The organism is Pseudomonas sp. 43NM1, assembly GCF_002836905.1.
GTDB lineage: Bacteria > Pseudomonadota > Gammaproteobacteria > Pseudomonadales > Pseudomonadaceae > Aquipseudomonas > Aquipseudomonas prosekii.
Map to the genome: position 1 here is coordinate 1 of NZ_MKGS01000152.1, position 23,513 is coordinate 23,513.

At 62.0% G+C, this 23,513-nt stretch carries 12 protein-coding genes; 6 read left to right on the forward strand and 6 right to left on the reverse strand.

Going from position 1 to position 23,513, the window contains the following annotated elements; translation table 11 throughout:
• A partial coding sequence (locus BI292_RS17495; RefSeq protein WP_157831276.1) for a non-ribosomal peptide synthetase occupies positions 1-4,130 on the reverse strand: 4,130 nt, incomplete at its 3' end.
• 841 nt (positions 4,131-4,971) lie between these two features.
• The gene (locus BI292_RS17500) at positions 4,972-11,385 is read right to left on the reverse strand and encodes a non-ribosomal peptide synthetase (RefSeq protein ID WP_101208608.1); all 6,414 of its coding nucleotides are present in this window, start codon (positions 11,383-11,385) and stop codon (positions 4,972-4,974) included.
• Between the two features lie 513 nt (positions 11,386-11,898).
• On the opposite strand from BI292_RS17500, the gene BI292_RS17505 reads away from it, so the two are divergent.
• Entirely contained in the window at positions 11,899-12,702 is an 804-nt protein-coding gene (locus BI292_RS17505) for a helix-turn-helix transcriptional regulator (RefSeq protein WP_101208626.1), read from the forward strand.
• A 29-nt stretch (positions 12,703-12,731) separates the two neighbouring features.
• The gene (locus BI292_RS17510; protein WP_101208609.1) at positions 12,732-14,153 is read left to right on the forward strand and encodes an efflux transporter outer membrane subunit; all 1,422 of its coding nucleotides are present in this window, start codon (positions 12,732-12,734) and stop codon (positions 14,151-14,153) included.
• A 441-nt stretch (positions 14,154-14,594) separates the two neighbouring features.
• Here the strand turns inward: BI292_RS17510 and BI292_RS17515 are convergent, their stop codons facing one another.
• The gene (locus tag BI292_RS17515) at positions 14,595-15,737 is read right to left on the reverse strand and encodes a multidrug effflux MFS transporter (RefSeq protein WP_101208610.1); all 1,143 of its coding nucleotides are present in this window, start codon (positions 15,735-15,737) and stop codon (positions 14,595-14,597) included.
• 99 nt (positions 15,738-15,836) lie between these two features.
• Here BI292_RS17515 and BI292_RS17520 point away from each other — a divergent pair, with 99 nt between their 5' ends.
• The 3 genes from BI292_RS17520 (at position 15,837) to BI292_RS17530 (ending at position 19,406) form a co-directional block, all read left to right on the forward strand.
• Positions 15,837-16,601, forward strand: a complete 765-nt coding sequence (locus tag BI292_RS17520) for a helix-turn-helix transcriptional regulator (RefSeq protein WP_101208611.1) — start codon at positions 15,837-15,839, stop codon at positions 16,599-16,601.
• Positions 16,602-16,698: 97 nt separating this feature from the next.
• Positions 16,699-17,820, forward strand: a complete 1,122-nt coding sequence (locus BI292_RS17525; RefSeq protein WP_101208612.1) for an HlyD family secretion protein — start codon at positions 16,699-16,701, stop codon at positions 17,818-17,820.
• Entirely contained in the window at positions 17,817-19,406 is a 1,590-nt protein-coding gene (locus tag BI292_RS17530) for a DHA2 family efflux MFS transporter permease subunit (RefSeq protein WP_101208613.1), read from the forward strand. The genes BI292_RS17525 and BI292_RS17530 overlap by 4 nt, the downstream gene beginning before the upstream one ends.
• On the opposite strand, the gene BI292_RS17535 is transcribed toward BI292_RS17530, so the two are convergent.
• The 3 genes from BI292_RS17535 to BI292_RS17545 all read right to left on the reverse strand — a co-directional run bounded on the left by BI292_RS17535 (position 19,407) and on the right by BI292_RS17545 (position 22,427).
• Positions 19,407-19,847, reverse strand: a complete 441-nt coding sequence (locus BI292_RS17535) for a carboxymuconolactone decarboxylase family protein (protein ID WP_092279773.1) — start codon at positions 19,845-19,847, stop codon at positions 19,407-19,409.
• Between the two features lie 132 nt (positions 19,848-19,979).
• Positions 19,980-21,422 (reverse strand): mechanosensitive ion channel family protein, encoded by a 1,443-nt coding sequence (locus tag BI292_RS17540; protein ID WP_101208614.1) that lies wholly within the window; start codon positions 21,420-21,422, stop codon positions 19,980-19,982.
• 138 nt (positions 21,423-21,560) lie between these two features.
• Positions 21,561-22,427, reverse strand: a complete 867-nt coding sequence (locus BI292_RS17545; protein ID WP_101208615.1) for a pirin family protein — start codon at positions 22,425-22,427, stop codon at positions 21,561-21,563.
• Positions 22,428-22,701: 274 nt separating this feature from the next.
• On the opposite strand from BI292_RS17545, the gene dkgB reads away from it, so the two are divergent.
• A complete protein-coding gene (dkgB, locus tag BI292_RS17550; protein WP_101208616.1) occupies positions 22,702-23,505 on the forward strand; it encodes a 2,5-didehydrogluconate reductase DkgB in 804 nt (267 codons plus the stop codon).
• The last annotated feature ends 8 nt before the right edge of the window (positions 23,506-23,513 follow it).

The window sequence follows — 23,513 nt, forward strand, 5'->3', positions numbered from 1 at the left end:
AACCGTGCCTGCGCCACATAGTTGCGATAGGGCACCGCAGCGGTTGGCGGCAGCGCCTGGCCGCAGAGGCTGGCGCTGAGTTCCTGCACCAAGACGTCGAGCGCGGTGTGGTCGAGCACCAGGTGATGCAGCAACAGAATGCCGATCCAGCGAGACTGGTCCGGGTCATGCGGGTCGCGCGGGTCATAGGTGTAGGCGAAGCGCATCAGCGACGCTTTGCTGAAATCGAGGCGGTAGTGCCGCGGGTCGAAGCGTGCCTGCATCTGTTGCAGCACGTCACCGTCCTGCGGGTCGGCATCGACGCGTTCCAGGGCCAGCGGGGCCTGGCGCCAGACCACTTGCACCGCTTCGTCGAGCCCTTGCCAATGCACGCTGGTGCGCAAAATATCGTGGCGCTGGATCGCCGCTTGCAGCGCACGCACGAAAGCTTTGATCTGCTTCAGGCCGTCAAACGCAAACTGCACCTGCAACACATAAGGATCGCCCTCGGTCGCGGCCAAATGGTGATAAAGAATCCCGGCCTGCAACGGCGCGAGCGCATAAATATCCTGCACATTGGCCACGCCGCCCGGCACGCTGTCGACGATCTGGTCGATTGCCGCTTGATCGAGCGTCGCCAGTGGCAACAACTCCGGGGTAATGCGCGGGCAATCGGCGGCAATCCGATTGGCCGGCACGCGCACCTGCTGCTGGCCGCCGACCGCTGCCGCCAGCGCGGCGAGGGTCGGTTGGCCAAACAGCACGCGCACGTCGGCGGCCAATTCCAACTGCCGCATGCGTTCGATCAGCTTCACCGCCAACAGCGAATGGCCGCCGAGTTCGAAAAAATTGTCGTGCCGCCCGACCTGTTCGAGGTTGAGCAAGTCGCGCCAGACCCCGGCAATCGCACGCTCGACCTCGCCCTCCGGGGCCTGATAATCGCGACGGGCAACGGCCTCGGCGTCCGGCGCCGGCAAGGCTTTGCGGTCGAGTTTGCCGTTGGTGGTCAGGGGAAAATGATCGAGCAGCACAAACGCGCTCGGCACCATGTACTCGGCCAATGAGCGCAGCAAGTGATCGCGCAATTCGGCGGCGCTCGGCTCGGCGTTTGCAGCAGCATGTGGTTCGGCAATCAGATAAGCGACCAGACGCACATCGCCGGGCGTGTCTTCGCGGGCGACCACCAGTGCTTCGCGCACGCCGTGATGCGCAACCAGCCGCGCTTCGATCTCGCCAAGTTCGATGCGAAAACCACGGATCTTCACTTGATCGTCGTTACGCCCCAGGTAATGCAGGCTGCCATCGACGCTCCAGCGCGCGAGGTCGCCGGTCTTGTACAGCCGCGCATCGGCGCGGCCGCTGAACGGGTCAGCGATAAAGCGTTCGGCACTCAGTTCGGCGCGGTTCAGGTAACCGCGCGCGACCCCGGCGCCGCCGACGTACAACTCGCCAATGACCCCGGCCGGCACTGGCTCGCGGCGGGCATCGAGCACGTACAGTTGCAGGTCGGGAATGCGTCGGCCAATCGGGCTGACGCCGGTCAATTGGCTGTCCGCCGCTTCCAGTGGGTGGTACGTCACGTGCACCGTGGTTTCGGTGATGCCGTACATGTTGACCAGTTGCGTGCCGGCGTTGGCGACGCGGCCATACCAGGGTTTGAGGATGCCGGGGTCGAGCGCTTCGCCGCCGAAAATAACCTGGCGCAGCGAGTGTTTCTGTTGGCTGTTGCCCTGGGCGACGATCAATTGGCGAAAGGCGCTCGGCGTCTGGTTGAGAATGCTTACGCCGGCCTCGCAGAGCAACGCGTAGCACTCGTCCGGCGAGCGGCTGACCAGTTGCGGCACCACCAGCAATTGCCCGCCGTGCGCCAGCGCGCCCCAGATTTCCCAGACCGAAAAATCGAACGCAAAGGAATGGAACAGCGCCCAGACGTCTTGCCGATTGAAGTCGAACCAGTAACGCGTTGCCGAAAACAGCCGCGCGACTTGCCGATGCTCGACCATCACGCCTTTGGGTAAACCGGTCGAGCCGGAGGTGTAAATCACATAGGCGAGATTGGCGGCAGTCAGCGCCGGGACGTGCGGATTAGTGTTTTGCTGGTCGCGCAATTCGCGACTTTCCAGATCGATGACCGGCACCGTCAGTTGGCCAACCAGCGCTAGTGTGGATGGCTGCACCAGCACCGCGACCGGCGCGCTGTCGCTGAGGGTGTAGGCAATTCGCTCAAGCGGATAGGCCGGGTCAATCGGCACGTAAGCGGCGCCGGACTTGAGGATGCCGAGCAGGCCGATGAGCATTTCCAGACTGCGCTCGACGCAAATCGCCACGCGATCATCCGGGCGCACGCCGAGGCTCAGCAGTTGATGCGCAACCTGATTGGCGCGCTGATTGAGCGCGCCGTAAGTCAGGTTCCAGTGTTCATACATCACCGCGATCGCGTCCGGGCGCACGGCGGCTTGGGTTTCGACCTGATGATGAATCAACGAAGCATCGGCGTACTCGCCCTGCGGCGCATTCAGGGTGTGCAGCAGGTGATGACGTTCGCTGGCCGGCAGAATATTCAGGGTTTGCACGGCGATATCGGGGGTTTCTTCAAGCGCCTGAACCAGACTTTCCAGCGCGGTTTGCAGGTAACGCGCGACCCGCGTGGCGCCAATCGAGCAGGCGACCATCACCGTCACCGAGAAATCGTCGCCGAGATCGTCGACGTTGACCGTCAGCGGATAGTTGGTGCGTTCCTCGGAGGCCAGCACCTGAACGCCCGGGGCAATGTCGATGACGTCCGCGACATCGACCGCGTCGGTATGCCGGTAATTGAGGATCGCACTGAACAACGGCGTCGGTGCGGTCACGCCACTGCACCGTTGCGCCAGCGCCAGCGATGCGTGCTCATGGCCGAGCAATGCGGTCAGGCGCAGGTGCGTGGTTTTCACCGCCGCGCGGACACTTTGCGCGTCGATGTCGACGCGTAACGGCAAGGTGTTGATGAAGATCCCCAGTGCCTGATCCGAGCCGGCACCGGCATCCATTCGCCCGAGCAGCACGGTGCCGAACACCACGGATTCAGCAGCCGACACCTTGCTCAGCATCAAGGCCTGCGCGAGGTGCATCAGGCTCGCGGCGCTGACCCCGAGGTGTCGCGCCTGCGCACGCAAGCGCAGGCTCAACGCGCTGTCCACCGCTACCCGCGACTGTTCGATGCCGCGGCCATCGCCCTGCACGTCCTGCAAGCCGAAGGGCAATGTCGGCTCGTCGATATCGCCAAGCATGTCGCGGAAAAACGCTTCGTGTTGCTGCTCGCTACTGCCGATCAACGCCTGCGCCAGATGATTGCGAAACGGCACCGGTTGGCCCAATAGCTCGGTCTGCTCAAGCAACCTGGCGCGCAACTCGCGGCGCACCACATCGAGCGCGGTGTGGTCCATCACCGTGTGATGGAACAGCAGCATCGCCACCAGGCGCTTTTGACTCGGGTCGTCAGCAACCTCTTCAGCAACCTCTTCTGCGAACACCAGCCGCAACAGCGGTGCCTGACGCAGATCGAGCCGATAGTGGCGCGGGTCGAAACGGCTTTGCAATTGGCTGAGGCTGTCGCCCTGTGCTGCCGCCAACCGCACTTCTTCGCAGACCAGTTGCGCGTGGCGCCAGACCACTTGCAACGGCTGGTCGAGACGTTCCCACACCAGCGCGGTGCGCAGAATGTCGTGGCGGTCGATCACCCATTGCAGCGCTTCGGCGAACGCGTTGAAACGCTCGCGGCTGTCGAAGGCGAATTGCGCCTGCAACACGTAAGGGTCGCCCTGTTGCGCCGACAAATGATGGTAGAGCATGCCTTCCTGCAGCGGCGCCAGCGGGTAAATATCCTGCACATTGGCCGCGCCGCCGGGTACGCCGGCGACGATCCGGTCAATGCTCGGCTGATCGAGTTGCACCAGCGGCAGCATGTCCGGGGTGATGCGAAACGCCGGGCTTAACCAGTCGCCACCGTTGCGCGCGACCAGTTCGAGCAGTTGCGTCTTGTGCCGCAGCAGGTTGTCCCACAGCGCGTCGTCCAGCGCTTCATCGTCACCCAGAATGACCAGATCATCCTCTTCGCGCTGAAGACGAATCGCGTAGGTGGAAATAACGGCCATCAATTCGCTGAACTGCATGGGTAACCTGCTCCTTGGTTCAAAAAACGAGTAACGGCAAGACCCGGTTCCAGCGACGCATCCACGCCCGCGCGACAACCTGAAAGTCTGTTTGGCCGTCATGCTCAAAAAGTAAAAAGACACTGCTCCATCAGGCCTGAAAAACTAAAACATCCGCGCGAAGGCGTCTGACACGGGAAGCCGGGACAAGGCGCATGCCGAAAAACGCAAAACCCCCGCCGGTGTGCGTTTGGGAGATCGGAACACGGCGTATTCCCGAGCCATGACCAACGCAAAACCTGTAGGAGCAGAGCTTGCTCGCGAAGGCGTCTATCCAGTCGAAATTGATGGTGCCTGACACCACGCTTTCGCGGGCAAGCCTCGCTCCTACAGGGGTTTTGCGGCGTTACGCCAATCGGGTAAACGCTCGATACCCCTGTAGGAGCAGAGCTTGCTCGCGAAGGCGTCTATCCAGTCGAAATTGATGGTGCCTGACACCACGCTTTCGCGGGCAAACCTCGCTCCTACAGGGGTTCTGCGGCGTTACGCCAATCGGGTAAACGTTCGAGAACCCTGTAGGAGCAAAGCTTGCTTGCGAAGGCGTCCGTACAGTCGATATTGATGTTGACTGACCCACCGCTTTCGCGGGCAAGCCTCGCTCCTACAGGGGTTTTGCGGCGTTACGCCAATCGGGTAACCGTTCGAGAACCCTGTAGGAGCAGAGCTTGCTCGCGAAGGCGTCCGTACAGTCGGTATTGATGTTGACTGACCCACCGCTTTCGCGGGCAAGCCTCGCTCCTACAGGGGTTTTTCGGCGGTATGCCAATCGGGGGAACGTTCGAGAACCCTGTAGGAGCTTTGGTCAGAGGCGGCGTTTGCGTTGCAGGGTCGGGATGGTGGTTTCGGGGATGGCGAGCGGTTGCACGTGTTCGACGGTTTTCGCCGCCAATGCCGCCAAAGTCGGCTCGCTGAACAATGCGCGGGCGTCGGCGTTCAGGCCCGCTTCACGCATGCGCGCGACCAGATTGACCGCCAGCAGCGAATGCCCGCCGAGCTCGAAAAAGTGATCGTGGCGCCCTACCCGCTCGATCTTCAACACCTCGGACCAGATCGCCGCCAGCGCATTTTCCACCGGCCCCAGCGGTGCTTCGTAGTCGCGGGCCAGCACCGCGTCCACACCCGGCGCCGGCAAGGCGCGGCGGTCGAGTTTGCCGTTGGGGCTCAGCGGCAGACTGTCGAGCACCACGTACGCCGACGGCACCATGTAATCCGGCAGCAAGCGCAACAGATAACCGCGCAGCTCTTCGATTGCCGGCATCTGCGCGGCAGTCGTCAGCGTGTAATAGGCGACCAGACGCTCGTCGCGCATCAACACCGCGACCTCTTTCAACGCCGGGTGCGACGCGAGCCGTGCCTCGATTTCGCCCAGCTCGACGCGCAAACCGCGCAATTTGACCTGAAAGTCGTCGCGCCCGAGAAACTGCAGCGAGCCGTCCGGCAGATAACGCGCCAGATCCCCCGTGCGGTAAAGCCGATCCCCCGAGACAAACGGGCTGGCGATAAATCGCTCGGCGGTCAGTTGCGCCAATCCCCGGTAACCCCGGGCCACGCCGACCCCGCCGATGTGCAAGTGCCCGCTGACACCGAACGGCACCGGCAAATCGTGCGCGTCCAGCAGGTACAGGCGGGTATTGGCGATGGCCCGGCCAATCGGCAACTGAATGTCAGGAATGGCGGCGCCCGGTTCGAGGGTCCAGGCGCTGCTGTCCACCGTGGCTTCCGTCGGGCCGTAGACGTTGTGCAAACGCACGGTGGGCAATCGTTTTTGCACCTGTCGCGCCAGTTCGGCGGTCAATTCCCCGCCACCGCACACCACGTCGGTGAGGCTGCCGCACAGGCTGATGTCGGCCAGTTCGAGAAACTGCTGGAGCATCGCCGGGACAAACTTGATCACAGTGATTTGCTGTTCATGCACCTGTTGCGCCAGGTAGGCCGGTTCGCGATGGCCGTCCGGGCGCGCCAGCACCAGGCGCATGCCGACGGTCAGCGGCCAGAAGAATTCCCACACCGAACCGTCGAAACTGAACGGGGCTTTTTGCAACAGCGCGCCGTTCTGGCTGTGCGGGATGAGCTGCGAACTCCACAGCACCAGGTTGTTCAAACCGCGATGTTCGAGCATCACGCCCTTCGGCGTACCGGTCGAACCCGAGGTGTAAATCATGTACGCCAAGTGCGACGCGTTAAGGCCCGGCACCTGCGGATTGCTCGGCGACTGGCCTTGCCAAGTGGTGTGATCGAAGTCGATCAGCGGCACGCCGATGTCCGGCAGCAACCCCCGAGTGGCGCCGTGAATCAGCAGCGCCACCGGGGTGCAATCGCGCAGCATGAAAGCGATGCGCTCCGGCGGATAACCGGGGTCGAGCGGCACATAAGCGCCGCCAGCCTTGAGGATCGCCCACAGGCCAATCACCAATTCCAACCCGCGCTCGACGCAGATCGCCACGCGCGCATCCGGCACCACGCCGTGCTCGCGCAAGTGCGCGGCCAGTTGGTTGGCGCGCGCGTTGAGTTCGGCATACGTGAGGCTTTGCTCGCCGGCAACCAGCGCCACGGCATCCGGCGTGCGCAACACCTGATCCTCGAAAATTGCCTGAATGGTCTGCTCCAGCGGCCAATCGACCTCGGTAGCGTTCAGCTCTGTCAGCAGGTGCTGGCGCTCCTGCGGCGTGAGGATCGGCAAGCGATTCAGCGCCCGTTGCGGCGTGTGCTCCAGCGCTTGCACCAGCGATTCCAGCGCAACGCGCAGGCTATCGCCGATACGCTGCGCGCCGATCTGCGCGGGGGTGCGGGCGGTCAGCAGAAAATCTTCGCCGAGGTCATCGACACTCAAGGTCAGCGGAAAATTGGTCCGCTCGTCACTGGCCAGAATCTCGATCCCTTCCCACGCGGTTTGCTGCTGCAACGTGCTGTCGCTGTGACGATAGTTGAGCATGGCGCTGAACAGCGGCAAGGCTGGCGCGACGCCGCTGCAACGTTGCGCCAACGCCAGTGAAGCGTGTTCGTGGGCGAGCAGTGCCGTCAGCCGCGCGTGGGTGGCTTTGACCCCGTCGCGCACGCCGGTTTCGCCGACATCAACACGCAACGGCAGGGTGTTGATGAACATGCCCAAGGCCCGATCAGCACCGTCGCCAGCGTGCATTCGGCCCAGCAGCACAGTGCCAAACACCACTGTGTCGTTACCGGAAGCGGCGCCCAACAGCCGCGCCCACGCCAGGTGAAACAGGCTCGCCGCGCTGACCCCGAGCACGCGCGCCTGATTACGCAGCCGCACACTCAAAGCCTTCGGCAGCGTTTGCGTGGCTTCTTCGATGTCGCCGTGCACACGCTGCAAACCGAACGGCAGCGTCGGCTCATCGACGTCACCGAGCATTTCGCGGAAGAACGCTTCGTGCTCTGCTTCGCTGACGCCCAGACGCGCCTGCGCCACGTAATTGCGATAAGGCATCGGCGCGTCCAGCGGTTCGCCGTGGCCGCGCAGGCTGGCGTGGATTTCCGCGCGCAAGACGTCGAGTGCGGTGTGGTCCATGACGATGTGGTGGAACAGCAACACCGCCACCACCCGCGCATTACGTGGGTCCGGCGCGTACATCAGCTGGATCAGCGGCGCTTGGGCGAGATCCAGTCGATAGTGTCGGGCATCAAATCGGGCGTGCAACTGGCCGAGCACATCGCCGTCGCGCGGATCGAGGATGATCTGCTGCAGCGGCAACACCGCCGCGCGCCGCACCACTTGCAGCGGTTGGCTGAAACCCTCCCAAAGCACCGCGGTGCGCAGGATATCGTGACGGTCGATGACGGTTTGCAATGCCTGCGCGAACGCCTGCAAGCGCTCAATGCTGTCGAACGCCAATTGCGCGTTGAGCAGATACGGGTCACCTTGCTGCGCGGTGATGTGGTGGTAAAGCACGCCCTCCTGCGACGGCGCCAACGGGTAAATATCCTGCACATTGCCGACACCGCCGGGCACGCTGGCGACGACGCGGTCGATGCCTGGCTGATCGAGCGTCAGCAATGGCAACAGCTGCGGGCTGATCGACTGGCAACCGGGCGCAATCAGGTTGGCCGGCACCTCGATCTCGCGACCGCTGCCGATTGCGCCGGCCAGCGCCGCCAGGGTCGGTTGGCTGAACAACACGCGCACATCGGCGCTGAGCCTGACTTGGCGCATGCGCTCGATCAGCACCACCGCGAGCAATGAATGGCCGCCCAATTCGAAGAAATGATCATGCCGCCCGACCCGTTCGACGTTGAGCACTTCGGCCCAGATCTGCGCCAGCGTGGTTTCCACCGCACCTTGCGGCGCGACGTATTCACGGCTGCGCAGCGCCGTCACATCCGGCGCCGGCAAGGCCTTGCGGTCGAGTTTGCCGTTGGTGGTCAGCGGCAGGCTGTCGAGTCGCACATACGCCGACGGCACCATGTAATCCGGCAACCGCGCTTGCAGATGCGCGTGTAGATCTTCGATCGCCAGTGTGCGGAACTCGGTGAACCAGGCGACCAAACGCCCCTCCAGCAATTGCACCACGGCTTCTTTCACCGCCCGGAAAGTGCCGAGCGCACGCTCGATTTCGCCGAGTTCGATGCGCATGCCACGGATTTTTACCTGATCGTCATTGCGCCCCAAGTATTCGATGTTGCCCTGCGCCGACCAGCGCGCGAGGTCGCCGGTACGGTACATCCGCGCGTGCGCAGCGCTGCTGAACGGGTCGCTGAGGAAACGCTCGGCGCTCAATTCCGCACGATTGAGGTAACCGCGCGCGACACCGGCACCGCCGACGTACAACTCCCCGGCGACACCGATCGGCACCGGGCGCTGTTGCTCGTCCAGCAAGTAGATTGTCGCGTTGGCAATCGGCTGGCCGATGTGCAAGTCATGCCCGACCTCGACGCGCCCGGAGGTGGCGACGACTGTGGCTTCGGTCGGGCCGTAGTTGTTGATCACCTCGAAGGTTTGCGCGCGCGAAAACTGACGCAAGCGGTCGCCACCGATCAGCAACGTGCGCAAGGTCGGGTGCGAACGGTTTTGGCTGAACGCGTATTCGGCCACTGGCGTCGGCAAAAAACTGACGTCCAGCGGCTGCTCGCGCCACCACTCGAGCAGCGCGTCGATGTCTTCGTTGCCGTCATGCGCCGGCGGCAAGTGCAGGGTCGCGCCGACGCACAGCGCCGGCCAGACTTCCCAGGCCATCGCATCAAACCCGAAACCGGCGACGCTGGAAGTGTGGCGCCCCAAGCACAGGTCGAACGCACGACAATGCCAGTCGAGCAAATTCGACACGCTTCGATGCTCGACCATCACGCCTTTGGGCAGGCCGGTGGAGCCGGAGGTGTAGATCACGTAGGCGAGGTTCGCGGCGCTGAGGCCGTCGACCTGCGGGTTGTGCGCGTTGTGATGCGTCCAAGCGGCGTGGTCAAGGTTGATTATCGGCACGTCCAGGGCCGGTAAACGCGCGCGCAAACCTGACTGCGTGAGCAGCGCAACCGGCGCGCAATCGCTCAATAAATAGTGCAGACGCTCGGCCGGGTGCGCGGGATCGATCGGCACATAACAGCCGCCGGATTTGAGGATCGCCAGCAAGCCGATCAGCGTTTCCAGGCCTCGCCGGGCGACAATCGCCACCCGGTCATCCGGCTCTACGCCGAGTTCACGCAAGTGATGAGCCAGTGAATTCGCCCGTTGATTCAACTCGGCGTAGGTCAGCGATTGCCCCTGATACAGCGCAGCCACGGCGTGCGGATGTTCGGCGGCGCGCGCTTCGATGCGTTGGTGCAGTGTGGTGTTATCGCCGAACGCCTGCGCAGTCGAATTCCACTGCTGCAACAGCGCCGTTTCGGCAGGCGTGCTCAGGGAAAAATCGGCCAGTGTCAGGCCCGGATTTTCCAGGCCTTGCTCGAGGATGTGGATCAAGCGCAGCGCCAAGGCCTCAACCTCGGCGCGCTGAAAATAAGCCTCGTTGTAGACGTAATGCACCCAGGTCTGGTCGTTGCAGGCATTGGAGCGCAAATGGATGGCCAACGGCATCGGCTCGTGGTTGTTCGAGACTTTGACCGACTGCGCCAGCGCCTCGCCGTAGCGATAGTCGTGGTCTTCCTTTTCGTAGGACACCGAGACGTCGAACAACTGCGCGCGATCTTCACGCAACAGCCCCAGCGCCCGATTCATCTCGCTGAGGGGAAAGCGCTGATGACGAAAATCCTGCTTCAGCACCTCGCTCGTCGCGCGCACCTGCGCGCTGAATGACAGCCCTTGATCGACCGGAAATCGCACCGCGCTGACTTGGGTGAACAAGCCCAGCGTCGACTTGAACCGCGCATTGCTACGGTTGAGCAGCGGCAGCCCGACCACCCACTCGTCACGCTGGGCGCTACGGCAGAAATACACCTGCAACGCGGCCAGTAACACATGAAACGCCGAGGCCTGGCAGGCGCCGCCCAACTGCTTCATGCGTTGGTGTAACGCCGCCGGAAACGCCAGCACCAGGTTGCTGCTGCGCGCCGCGAGTGTGCCGTTGCGCTCGCGATAACGCGGCGCCAGCAACGGTTCGGGGAGCGTTTGAAATTTCTCCAGCCAGTACGCGCGGTCGCGCGCATGACGCGGCGAACCGTGGTAACGCGCGTCGTCGAGAATGAAGTCGATATACGACGGCGCGACGCTGTCGATCGGCTGCTGGCGCTCCAGCGCACTGTAGATTTCGCCGAGCGACTGGAGCATCTGGCCGAAACCCCAGCCATCAAGAATCAGGTGATGCGCCTGAGTGCCCAACAGGTGATGACGCTCGTCGAGGCGCAGCAGAAAAAATCGGAATAACGGGCCGTCGTGCAGCGCGTAGACCTGCTCCATCTGCTGCTGCATCAAGGCCAGCGCGGCAACGTGTGGGTCCGGCCGCTCGGTAAAATCATGCAGCGGCACTTCGACCGCCACACTTTGAGGAAATGTCTGCAACGGCAAGCCGTCGGGGCCGGGTGACAGGCGCGTGCGCAAGGCGTCATGTTTGGCCACCAGCATTTCGATTGCCTGGCGCATCAATGCGGGATCAAGCGGACCGCGGAGTTCGACGTAACCGCCAATGTTGTACAGCGGTGAATCGCCACGGCTCTGTTGGTCGAGCCAGATATCGCGTTGGGCGCTGCTCAGGGCGAAGGTCTGCGGCGGCGTTTGTGGAAGGCGCGCTGGGTCAGTTACAGCCACAGCAGCGGCGGCAGAAATAAGCGTCATAAGGTCCGTCTCATGGGAGGTGTCGATGCGCGCAGTCAAACCTGGTCTTGGCATGACGGTGTCGGGCGCACGGCCCTGTACAGGTTTTTTCCGTATTCAAGCACCGGCTCTGACGGGTGTCTGTCACCGGAAACCCGGACAACGCCAGACGCCCGGCGCAGAGCCTTGGTTGATCAATCGCGCGGACAGGGAAGGCTGAAAAGTGTGTAGGAGATCGGCTACAGATTGTGCAGTGGCTGACGCTCAGTCTCTGCTATTAAAATGCCTTACTTTTCAGATAGTTAAATAAGTTTGAGGGTTCCTCCCAACAGCCTCCGCCAGAGTTTCCTGGTGAAAGCGTCAATTTCTCCACGCGATTTTCATGGCAGGTTTGTCCCCGAATTCCGCTACAGACGTTGCACAGTTCCATGGCTTAAATACAACTCGGGCATTCGGGCATGTTCAAGGAGAACAGGAACGCCGGGTTTCCAATGAGTGGCCGCACCACGTTTTGACTTCAAGGATGATCAGAAAATGGGTCTGACCAGCAGTATCCGCAACATTGAAAGCCCCCATTTCTACGGCGAGTTAGGCGAGCTGATCGCCAGCACCGGCGACGACCGGTTTGCCGCGAACCTGCTGCATCTGGTGGAGAAACTGGTGCCGGTCGACCTCGTCGATCTCAGCGAATGGACCCTCGACGAGCGCCAGGCAAGCATTCTCGAGATCAAGCTGCTCGGCAGCGCCAGCCTTGAGCAGGCAACGCCCTCGCCCGCTCGAACATTGCAACAGCGCGATGATCATCCGCTGCTCAAAACCCTGATCGACATGGACGACTCGCTGCTGATCCAGATGAACGCCCGCACCCGCAGCGCGCACCCGCGCGACACGTCCCACCAATGCAATCTGGTGTCGCGCAACTCCAATCGACGCTGTGTCATATCCCTCTATCGTCCGCCCACGCAACGGGTGTTTTCCCTGTCTGAACTGGCGTTTCTGAAAAACCTCTCGCAAACCTTGCTGCCGCTGATCGAGTGCCACGCCTACATCAGTCGCCAAACCACCCCGGACAAACCGCAAGCGCACGTTATCGGCAGCCTTGGAGAACAGACGCCGTTGCAACGGGAGTTTTATACGCGGCTGGAACACGGCGACATCACTTTGTCGGCGCGGGAAAAAGAGGTGTGCCTGGGTTTGTTGAGCGGCGGTACGGTGCCGGAAATGGCGGAGAAACTCAGGGTTAAAACCAGCTCCATCGAAACCTACCTCAAACGCGCGGCGGCGAAACTCGGCGTCAGTGGCCGGCATGGTCTGGCCAAGTGGATGGCCGGGGCGTGAGCGCTGTTGATCTGCTGCAAGGCGCGTGAATGAAAGGCTTATCGATGTGGTATCTGGGCATGGCGCTGTTGCTTGGCGGTTGCTCGCTAATTCCTGATTACCAGACGCCGCAGTTGCCGGTTTCGCCGCAGTATCCGCAAGGTCCGGCGTATGCCGCAGCCGTATCAGGAACGACAGCGGCGATGGATTGGCAGTTGCTGTTCCGTGATCGCGGATTGCAGCGGTTGATTGGCGAAGCCTTGGTGAACAACCGCGATTTGCGTGTCGCCGCACTGAATGTGCAAGCGTTTCAGGCGCAATACCGGATCCAGCGCGCCGACCTGTTCCCCGCCGTTTCCGCAACCGGCGCGGGCAAACGCCAACGTGTCCCGGCCAGCGTGACGGGCGCTGATGACGCGGTAATTACTTCGGCGTATTCGGCGACATTGGGTATCAGTGCCTACGAGCTGGATTTTTTCGGCCGCGTGCGCAGCCTCAGCGAGCAGGCAATGCTCAATTACCTGGCAACGGAACAGGCGCGGCGCAGCGCCGAACTGAGCCTGGTCGCCAACGTCGCCAATGCCTACCTGACGTGGCGCGCCGATCAGGAATTGCTCGAACTGACTCGCCAGACCCTCGCCGCCGATGAGCAGAGCCTGCGCCTGACTACACGCACCAGCCAGGCCGGCAAGGTTTCGGCACTCGACCGGATTCAAGCGCAGACCAGCGTCGATAGCACCCGCGCCAGCCTTGCGCGTTATACCCGGCAGGTTGCGCAAGACATCAACGCGCTGAGCCTGCTGGTTGGCGCGCCGGTGGCCGAGTCGATTCCCGGGCAACCGCTGGCCAACGATCTGCTCGCGCAAGTGCCCGCCGGTTTGCCGTCGAACCTGCTGCAACGCCGCCCCGATATCGTTCAAGCCGAATACCAGTTGCAAGCCGCCAACGCCAATATCGGCGCGGCCCGAGCAGCGTTTTTCCCCAGCGTCAGCCTGACCGCCAATGCGGGAAGCAGCAGCCTGGAGCTGTCCGGTTTGTTCAAGGGCGGCTCTGGGGGCTGGACGTTTCAGCCACAAATCAACCTGCCGATTTTCAACGCCGGCAGCGTGCGCGCCAGCCTCGACTACGCGAAATTGCAAAAAGACATTTCCGTTGCGCAATATCAAAAGTCGATCCAGGTGGCTTTCCAGGAAGTCGCCGATGGTTTGGCCGCGCGCCAGACTTACAGCGATCAACTCAGCGCTCAACGGGCTTTTGTCCAGGCCAGTCAGAACTATTACGCAATGGCCGAGCACCGCTACCGCATCGGCGTCGACAGCCACCTGGTCTTTCTCGACGCCCAACGCTCGCTGTTCAGCGCCCGGCAAACCCTGATCACCGATCGCCTCGCGCAACTGATCGCCGAGGTGAATTTGTACACGGCGCTGGGCGGCGCATGGGAAGTGGCGCCGGGATTGGCGCGTAATCAGTGACTGCCGTCGTCTGGTTTTGCTGGCGATGGGTCGGTGACTGCGGAATATGTGTTGGCTGACCAATCGCCTTCGCGGGCAAGCCTTGCTCCTACAGGGGGTGTGGTTGATCACAAAACCAGTGTTCACCGCAGTTCCCATGTAGGAGTGAGCCTGCTCGCGATGAGGCCAGCAACTACAAAATTATTGTTGGCTGATGGATTGCCTTCGCGGGCAAGCCTCGCTCCTACAGGGGGTGTGGTTGATCACAAAACCAGTGTTCACCGCAGTCCCCATGTGGGAGCGAGCTTGCTCGCGATGGGGTCGGCGACTGCGAAATATGTGTTGGGTGATGGATCGCCTTCGCGGGCAAGCCTTGCTCCTACAGGGGATTGTGGTTGATCACAAAAACTGTGTTCACCGCAGATCCAATGTAGGAGCGAGCCTGCTCGCGATGGCGGGCTATCAGGCGCTCTCGAACCTGGATCGCTGCTTGGCCAGCGCCAACACCAACGAGAATCCAGCGCAGATCATCAACGTTTCGCCCAATGCCTGAAACCATGCGACAAGCATCAGTCCACCGCCAATCAACAGGTAATACATCAAGCCGAACAGCGCCCCCGCTGTCCCGAGTCGATCAGCATAATTGACCAGCGCCGCGCCGAGAATGTTGGGGATCGCCATGCCAAACGCCAGCACTACCCACAGCATCGCCAACACAAACCAGACGCTGTCCTGCATCAGCCACACGCCGATTCCGCCGATTAATCCCGAGCCTGCCGCGACAACGATCAAGCGTTGGCCGCTAAACCCGCGCCGCAGCAAAGACTTGTTCAACCACGCGCCCAAACCAGACCCCAGCGCCAGAATCACACCGCTGTAACCGAACCGTTGCCCGCTCAAACCCAGCCGTTCAAACAGGAACGGTCCGAGGCTGTAGTAACTGAACAATGCCACGTTGAACAACGCGACCAGCAGCGCCGCGCGCCAGATGTCGCGGTCGCGCAGCATGCGCCACAGGGTTTCGAACAGGCCTGCGTTGATCAAATGCGCCGGCCGGGTTTCCGGAAGAACGCGCCAGCACCACAGCCACAATCCCAACGACAGCAACAATAAACCACCGAGCACGCCGCGATAACCGAAGGCGCGCACCAGGCTCGCCCCGCTGAACAAACCGATCGCCGGGCCGGCGGCCAACGCGATGCCGATCAGGGAAAAGACCTGTGCCAGTTCCGCGCCTTGAAAGCGATCGCGCAACAACGTTTGCGTGACTACCGAGCCCACCGCCACCCCAAACGCGCCCAGCGCCTGTGCGACCAACAGGCCTTCAAAGGTGCTGACCTGCAGCGCCAGCAACGACGCGCCGGCGTAAATCCCCAGGCCGATCAGCATCGTCGGTCGCCGCCCAATGCGGTCGCACACCCGCCCCCACACCACCATGCCAAAAGCGAATGCCAGGAAATACACCGACAACGTCTGCGCCGCCGCTTGCGGGCCTACGCCGAACGCCTCGCCGATGTCGGCGAGCGCCGGGCTGTACAGGGTTTGGGCGATCTGCGGGAACATCAGCAAGGCAATCGCCAATAGCAGCCAAGGGCTGTTACTCATCACATCGATACTCTTCAGGAAAACTGCCGAAGAGTTTAAGAAGTGCCGAGTGACGTATTATCCAAACCCGGACAATTTATCCTTAAAATCGGACAGACCATGGCTTGGCTCGATCCCCGCAGTTCTTTCGACCCTGATCACTACGCCGCTCCGGTCATCGGCATTGCATCGACCCTTGGCGACCACGACTCCGGGCTGCACCGGCATCATCGCGGACAGCTGCTGTTCACGCGTCGCGGCTGCACGCGCATCACCCTCGCGCAGCAGTTGTGCCTGTTGCCGCCGTCGCGCGCGGCGTGGATTCCCGCCGGTGTGGCGCATCGCGTGGCCATGCAGCAAAGCGTGGATTACCGCTCGATTTACCTGACGCCGGCGCTGTGTGCCGACCTCCCGCAGCAAGTCTGCGTGATTGCCGTCAGCCCGCTGCTGCGCGCCGTGCTGGAGCCGATGGCGCTGGCCGATTTCGCCACCGATTGGCAACACGGCAAATTCGCTCATCTGCTCGGTTTATGCCTGAGCGAGATCAGCGAAGCGGCGCAGCAACCAATGCTGCTGCCCCTTCCCCGCGACAAACGCCTCGCGCCGCTGCTGGCAAATCCGCAAATCCTGCCGCCCGAACTGCAGGTGCTCGAACAACAGATTGGCGCCAGCGGGCGGACCATCGGCCGGATCTTCCGACGCGAAACCGGCATGAGCTATCAACAATGGCGCCAGCAGTGGCGGCTGATGCGCGCCATGGAATTACTCGCCACCGGCCGCAGCTTCAGCTACAGCGCGTTCGAATTGGGTTTCGCCAGTGACAGCGGTTTTATTGCTTTCTTCAAAGACCTGACCGGCATCACGCCCGGCGCCTGGCTCAAGTAAACACCTGACGACCGGCAACAAAAACCAATTGCGACAAAATATTACCTGCGTCATATTACACCCGTAATAAAGACCCGATTCCCACAGGTAATCCGCCATGACCAGCATGCCCACCGTTGAACCCGACCTGGCTGCCCCCGTACAAACCCCCAAGCCACCGCTGCTCAAACGCCTGTTGTTGCTGATCGCCGCAGTCGGTGCGCTGGTGGCTATCGGGCTGTACAACGTGCACTGGTGGAGCGCCGGGCGGTTTATCGAGGAAACCGACGATGCCTACATTGGCGGCGACGTCACCGTGATCGGGCCGAAAGTCGCCGGTTATATCGAAGCAGTGCTGGTCACCGACAATCAGCAGGTCAAGGCTGGCGACGTCCTGGTGCGCATCGATTCACGCGACTATCGCGCCAATCTGGCCAAGGCTGAAGGCGCCGTGGCCGCGGAAGAAGCGCTGCTGGCCAACCTCGATGCCACCGAACAATTGCAGCACGCGGTGATCGGCCAGGCGCGTGCCGGGATTGACGCCGCAGGCGCCGAGACTTTGCGTTCGCGCGATGACGATGCGCGCTATAAAAAACTCGTCGGCAGTAACGCGGTGTCGGTCGAAAGTGCGCAACGCGCCAACGCCACGTTCAAGACCGCCCAGGCCATCAGCGCCCGCGCCCAGGCTGAATTGCTTGCCAGCCAGCGCCAATTGCTGGTGATCGAAACACAGAAACAACAGGCCCGCGCGGCACTGATGCAAGCCAAAGCCGAGCGAGATCTGGCGCAATTGAACGTCGGCTACACCGAGCTGAAAGCGCCGGTAGATGGCGTGATCGGCAATCGCCGGGCGCGGGTTGGCGCGTATGCCCAGGCCGGTTCGCAGTTGCTTTCGGTGGTGCCGTCGAGTGGCTTGTGGGTCGATGCCAATTTCAAGGAAGACCAACTGGCGCGGATGACCTCCGGCCAACGCGTGGTTATTCGTGCTGATGTGTTATCGGGCCAGGTATTCCATGGTCATCTGGACAGCCTGGCTCCGGCCAGCGGCGCGCAGTTCAGCGTGTTGCCGCCGGAAAACGCCACCGGCAATTTCACCAAAATCGTCCAGCGGGTGCCGGTGCGCATCGTGCTGGATCCGGCCGACGGCGTGCTTGGTCATTTGCGCCCAGGCCTGTCGGTGACCGCTGAAGTGGACACCCGCGCCGAGGACAAAAGCCCAGCCGTGGCCAGCGCACCATGAGCGCCCTCGCCGCCCCGGCACAACCGACAAGCGCCGCCGACATGGCCACGGCGACCAAGGTATTCGCCTTCGCCAGCATGTGCATCGGCATGTTCATCGCGTTGCTGGACATCCAGATCGTCTCGGCTTCGCTGCGCGACATCGGCGGCGGGCTCTCGGCCGGCACCGACGAAACCGCGTGGGTACAAACCAGCTACCTGATCGCCGAAATCATCGTGATTCCGCTGTCGGGCTGGTTATCGCGGGTATTCTCGACGCGCTGGCTGTTCTGCGCCTCGGCGGTCGGTTTCACCCTCGCCAGCCTGCTGTGCGGCGCGGCGTGGAACATCCAGAGCATGATCGCCTTTCGCGCGTTGCAAGGCTTTCTCGGCGGTTCGATGATCCCGCTGGTGTTCACCACCGCGTTCTTTTTCTTCACCGGCAAACAACGGGTGATTGCCGCCGCGACCATCGGTGCCGTGGCCTCATTGGCGCCGACACTGGGGCCGGTGATTGGTGGCTGGATAACGGACATTTCGTCGTGGCACTGGCTGTTCTACATCAATCTGGTGCCGGGGATTTTTGTCGCGGTGGCGGTGCCGATGCTGGTGAAGATCGATCAGCCGGAATTGTCGCTGCTCAAAGGCGCGGATTACCTGAGCATGCTGTTTCTGGCGCTGTTTCTCGGTTGTCTGGAATACACCCTCGAAGAAGGCCCGCGCTGGAATTGGTTCAGCGACAGCACGATCCTCACCACCGCGTGGATCAGCGGCATCGCCGGCCTGGCGTTCATTGGCCGCACGCTGCACGTGGCCAACCCGATTGTCGATCTGCGTGCCTTGAAGGATCGCAACTTCGCCCTCGGCTGCTTCTTTTCCTTTGTCACCGGGATTGGGCTGTTCGCGACGATTTACCTGACGCCGCTGTTCCTCGGCCGGGTCCGTGGCTACGGCGCGCTGGACATTGGCCTCGCGGTTTTTTCCACCGGGGTGTTCCAGATCCTGGCGATTCCGCTATACGCCTTTCTGGCCAATCGCATCGATTTGCGCTGGATCATGATGAGCGGGCTGGGACTGTTCGCGTTGTCGATGTGGGATTTCAGCCCGATCACCCACGACTGGGGCGCCAGGGAATTGATGCTGCCGCAAGCTCTGCGCGGGATTGCCCAGCAATTGGCGGTGCCTCCCGCCGTGACGCTGACCCTCGGCGGGCTGGCGCCAGCGCGGCTGAAACATGCTTCGGGGTTGTTCAACCTGATGCGCAATCTGGGCGGCGCGATGGGTATCGCCGCGTGCGCGACCATCCTCAATGACCGCACCAACCTGCACTTCACGCGGTTGGCGGAAAACCTCAACAGCACCAATGAAGCGCTCAATCAGTGGCTGTCCCAGGTCGGCAACAACTTCGCCGCCCTCGGCCAAAGCGGTGACGCCGGAGTCACCGCCAGCCTGCATCAACTGTGGTTGCTGACCTACCGCGAAGCGCAGACGCAAACCTACGGCGACGCGTTTCTGATGATCATGCTCTGCTTCATCATCGCCACGGCGATGGTGCCCTTGATGCGCAAGGTGCAACCACCGGCCGCGCCGTCAGCCGATGCGCATTGATCAGGCCTGGGGCATTTTTCGGAAGCCGACTGCGAGGCGATTCCAGGCGTTGATGGTGGTGATCGCCACGGTCAGATCGACCAGTTCCTTGGGGCTGAACTCGGCGATGGCCACTTCGTAGTCTTCGTCCGGGGCGTGGGTCTGGCTGAGCAGGGTCAAGGATTCGGTCCAGGCCAGCGCTGCACGCTCACGCGGGGTGAAAAATGGCGTTTCGCGCCACGCCGACAACGTGTACAGGCGCCGCTCGTCTTCGCCGCCCTTGCGCGCATCGGCGCTGTGCATGTCGAGGCAGAACGCGCAGCCGTTGATTTGAGAAGTGCGCAGCTTGACCAGTTCGATCAGGTTTTTTTCCAGCGGCAGTTTCGATACCGCAGTTTCCAGCGCGATCATGGCTTTGAGCGCGTCTGGCGAAGCGGTGTAGAAATCGATACGCGGTGTCATGGTGGGGCTCCGTCACAAGTGGGTGTGGAGCTAAGTTAATCCCGCGCAAGCCGCGAACAAATAGCCAATATCCCGGAAAAGCCCTAGGCCAGACAGCGGCCATCCGCCCAATCGCCCAAACCGCCAACCTGCTCACGCACGATTACGCAGCCACTGCAAAAAGCCCTTTTTCGGCACCACCACCGGTTCGTCCTCGGTCAACGCCTTGGCCTTGTGCAAACGGAAATCGAGCAAGGCTTTCATCGCGTCGTTGATGTCGTGGCGCGCGTCCAGGCACGGTTTGAGGTAGCTCTTCTCGATGCGGTACAGCGCGCAGAATGTCTTCGCGGTGAACTCGGCAGGCACCGAGGTATCGGACAGAATCCCGGCCTCGCCGATCACCTCGCCCGGCCCCATGCGCCCGGACTCGAATGGCGTGCCGTGGCGGGTCAACGTCACCGTGACCACGCCGGATTCGATGATGAACAAATGATCGCTGACCTCCGCCGCCGCGAGAATCGTTTCGCCGGCGCGGAAGGTTTGCAGGGTCATGTTCTGGCTGAAGGTGTCTTTCTCTTCCTCGCGCAGGGTCGAGAAAATTGCCGAGCTTTCCAGCAATGCCCGTGGCCGCGAAAAATTGCTCGGAGTGTTCGGCTCGACGCTCGACAGCAGATTGATCCCGGACGCCTGCAAGTGCCGGTACGCCAGGTCAAACAGCTGATTACGCACCGCGCGTTTCTGCTCCATCGAGGCGACAAATCCGCTGATTTCGTACTCCATGCCACTGCTGGTAGCGGTTTTCAGCGCGACACTCGGCGCCGGCCGATCCAGCAGAAAACGACAGCCCTGCATCGCCCGCTCCAGTGCTTCGACCACGGTGTTGGGTCGCGCGTGGGGGCTCAGTTGCAGGCTGATGGAGACGCCGAACATGTCGCTCGGGCGGCTGAAGTTGATGATTTTGGCTTTTGCCGCCAGCGAATTGGGAATCACCGCGAGGCTGCCCTGCGCGGTTTGCATGCGCGTGGCGCGCCAGTCGATGTCGGTGACCCGGCCCTCGGTGCCGTCGATGGAAATCCAGTCATCGATTTGGTAGGGCTTGGTGGTGTTGAGGACGATGCCGGAGAACACGTCGCTGAGGGTGCTTTGCAGCGCCAGGCCGACAATGATCGCCACCGCGCCGGATGTCGCGAGCACGCCTTTGACCGGCAGGTCGAGCACGTAAGCCATGGCCGCGATGATCGCGATGAGGAAAATCACCGCGCCGAGCAAGTCCTGGAGCAGCCGCCCGGTGTGCCCGACCCGTTGCATCATCACCGCGCCGAGCAGCACGGTCAGGGTCCGCGCGCCGAACAGCCACCAGCCAATCTGCAACCCGGTGGCGGCCAGGTGCAGCGGCACGTTGTCGGCCCACGGCGCCGGTTCCAGCGGGTTCAGGCCCTCGTTGAACAGCACGACGCTGAACAGCGCGAAGATCACCAGCCGCACCAGCAGTTTCCAATTGCTGCCGTTGCTGCTGATCAAGCGCCACAACCCCAGATCGATGAGGATCAGGATCAGCGCGGCCAACAAAGGATGAGCGGTGAGCAGTGACAGCATCAAGCAACTCCAGCAAAGGCCAATGACGCGAAGATCGCACATTGCGCACAGTGTAGGAGGATTTGATTAACTGAGAACAACACCAAGCCACTGTGGGAGTGATCTTGCTCCCACAGGGGATTTTGCGGGTGGCCGGGTTTAGTGGCTCATGCGGCCGAATTGGCCGGAGTGGAAATCGGCGAACGCCTGCTGGATTTCCGCTTCGCTGTTCATCACGAACGGCCCGTGACCGACAATCGGCTCGTCAATCGGCTCGCCGCTGAGCAGCAACACCACCGCGTCGTTGTTCGCTTCCAGGCTCAGTTGCTGGCCGTCGCGCTCGAACAACGCCAATTGCCCTTCGCGCGCCAGTTCGCCGCCATTGATCTGCACCGTGCCGCGCAGCACCACCAGCGCGGTGTTGCGCCCTTCGTGCAAATCGAGGGTCAGCAACTTGCCGGCATTCAGGCGAAGGTCCCAGACATCGATCGGAGTAAAGGTGCGCGACGGCCCGGTTTGCCCATCGAACTCACCGGCGATCAGGCGCAGGCTGCCGGCCTGATCCTGGAGCGGGATGTTCGGAATGTCGCGGTCAAGAACGGTCTGGTAACCGGCGTCGGCCATTTTGTCCTTGGCCGGCAGGTTGACCCACAGTTGGACCATTTCCATGTTGCCGCCGCGTTCGGCGAAGGCTTCGGAATGAAATTCCTCGTGGATGATGCCAGACGCGGCGGTCATCCATTGCACGTCGCCGGGACCTATTTTGCCGCCACCGCCGCTGGAGTCGCGGTGCTCGACTTCGCCGTCGTAGACGATGGTTACGGTTTCAAAGCCGCGATGCGGGTGCTGGCCGACGCCGCGCCGTTCGCGGGTCGGGGTGAATTGCGCGGGACCGGCGTGATCGAGCAGCAGGAACGGGCTGATGTGTTGGCCCATGGTGTCGTAGGAAAACAGCGTGCGAACGGGAAAACCGTCGCCGACCCAATGGGCGCGTGGACTGGTGTAGATACCGATGAGGTTTTTCATCGTGCCTCCGAAAAAGGTGGGTGACGCAATGAACCCAGCTTAAATCTGCAGGCATTGGTGCGCTAGACGGTAATAACCCACCACAGCGTTCTATCAGTGGGACGATGGATTTGTGGTAATGAGCGACGGTTGCCTTCGCGGGCAAGCCTCGCTCCTACGCGTTTGAGGGCCATTCATGACTTTCAGTAAACAGTGCTTTGCCCCATCGGCGGTTTTTCTCATGGATACGAGCGCGGATACTCGTGGCATTCCCACTGCAACCCTGGAGTCATTGATGTCTATTCCCGCATTCGGTCTTGGTACGTTTCGCCTGCAAGGTCAGGTGGTCATCGATTCCGTCAGCACAGGTCTTGAAACGGGCTACCGCGTCATCGATACCGCGCAAATCTACGACAACGAAGCCGACGTCGGCCAAGCCATTGCCGCCAGCGGCATCGCCCGCGAAGAACTGTTCATCACCAGCAAGATCTGGGTCGCCAACTTCGCCAAGGATCGCTTGATCGACAGCCTCGAGGAAAGCCTGCAGAAGTTACAGACCGACTACCTCGACCTGACGCTGATTCACTGGCCATCGCCGGACGACCAGGTGCCGGTCGAAGAATTCATGAGCGCCCTGCTTGAAGCGAAAAACCTCGGTCTGACCCGCCAGATCGGCGTGTCCAACTTCACCGTCGACCTGATGAAACAGGCGATTGCCGTGGTCGGCGCCGAAAACATCGCGACCAATCAGATCGAGCTGCACCCGTACCTGCAGAACCGCACAGTGGTGGAATTCGCCCAGAGCCAGGGCATTCAGATCACTTCGTACATGACCTTGGCTTATGGCGAAGTGCTGAAGGACCCGGTCATCCAGCAGATCGCCGAACGCCTGCACGCCACCCCGGCGCAAGTCACGCTGGCCTGGGCCATGCAATCGGGTTATGCGGTGATTCCGTCCTCGACCAAACGCGCCAACCTGCAAAGCAACCTCAAGGCCTGCGAATTGACCTTGAGCGACGCCGACATGGCGCTGATCGCCGGTCTGGAGCGCGGCCATCGCTTGACCAGCCCGAAAGGCATCGCACCGCACTGGGACTGATCGCCAGC

Excerpts from the sequence above, each read along its gene's own strand:
- BI292_RS17500 (WP_101208608.1), bottom strand. The coding sequence starts at position 11,385 with ATGACGCTTATTTCTGCCGCCGCTGCTGTGGCTGTAACTGACCCAGCG.
- BI292_RS17505 (WP_101208626.1), top strand. The coding sequence starts at position 11,899 with ATGGGTCTGACCAGCAGTATCCGCAACATTGAAAGCCCCCATTTCTAC.
- BI292_RS17510 (WP_101208609.1), top strand. The coding sequence starts at position 12,732 with ATGAAAGGCTTATCGATGTGGTATCTGGGCATGGCGCTGTTGCTTGGC.
- BI292_RS17515 (WP_101208610.1), bottom strand. The coding sequence starts at position 15,737 with ATGAGTAACAGCCCTTGGCTGCTATTGGCGATTGCCTTGCTGATGTTC.
- BI292_RS17520 (WP_101208611.1), top strand. The coding sequence starts at position 15,837 with ATGGCTTGGCTCGATCCCCGCAGTTCTTTCGACCCTGATCACTACGCC.
- BI292_RS17525 (WP_101208612.1), top strand. The coding sequence starts at position 16,699 with ATGACCAGCATGCCCACCGTTGAACCCGACCTGGCTGCCCCCGTACAA.
- BI292_RS17530 (WP_101208613.1), top strand. The coding sequence starts at position 17,817 with ATGAGCGCCCTCGCCGCCCCGGCACAACCGACAAGCGCCGCCGACATG.
- BI292_RS17535 (WP_092279773.1), bottom strand. The coding sequence starts at position 19,847 with ATGACACCGCGTATCGATTTCTACACCGCTTCGCCAGACGCGCTCAAA.
- BI292_RS17540 (WP_101208614.1), bottom strand. The coding sequence starts at position 21,422 with ATGCTGTCACTGCTCACCGCTCATCCTTTGTTGGCCGCGCTGATCCTG.
- BI292_RS17545 (WP_101208615.1), bottom strand. The coding sequence starts at position 22,427 with ATGAAAAACCTCATCGGTATCTACACCAGTCCACGCGCCCATTGGGTC.
- dkgB (WP_101208616.1), top strand. The coding sequence starts at position 22,702 with ATGTCTATTCCCGCATTCGGTCTTGGTACGTTTCGCCTGCAAGGTCAG.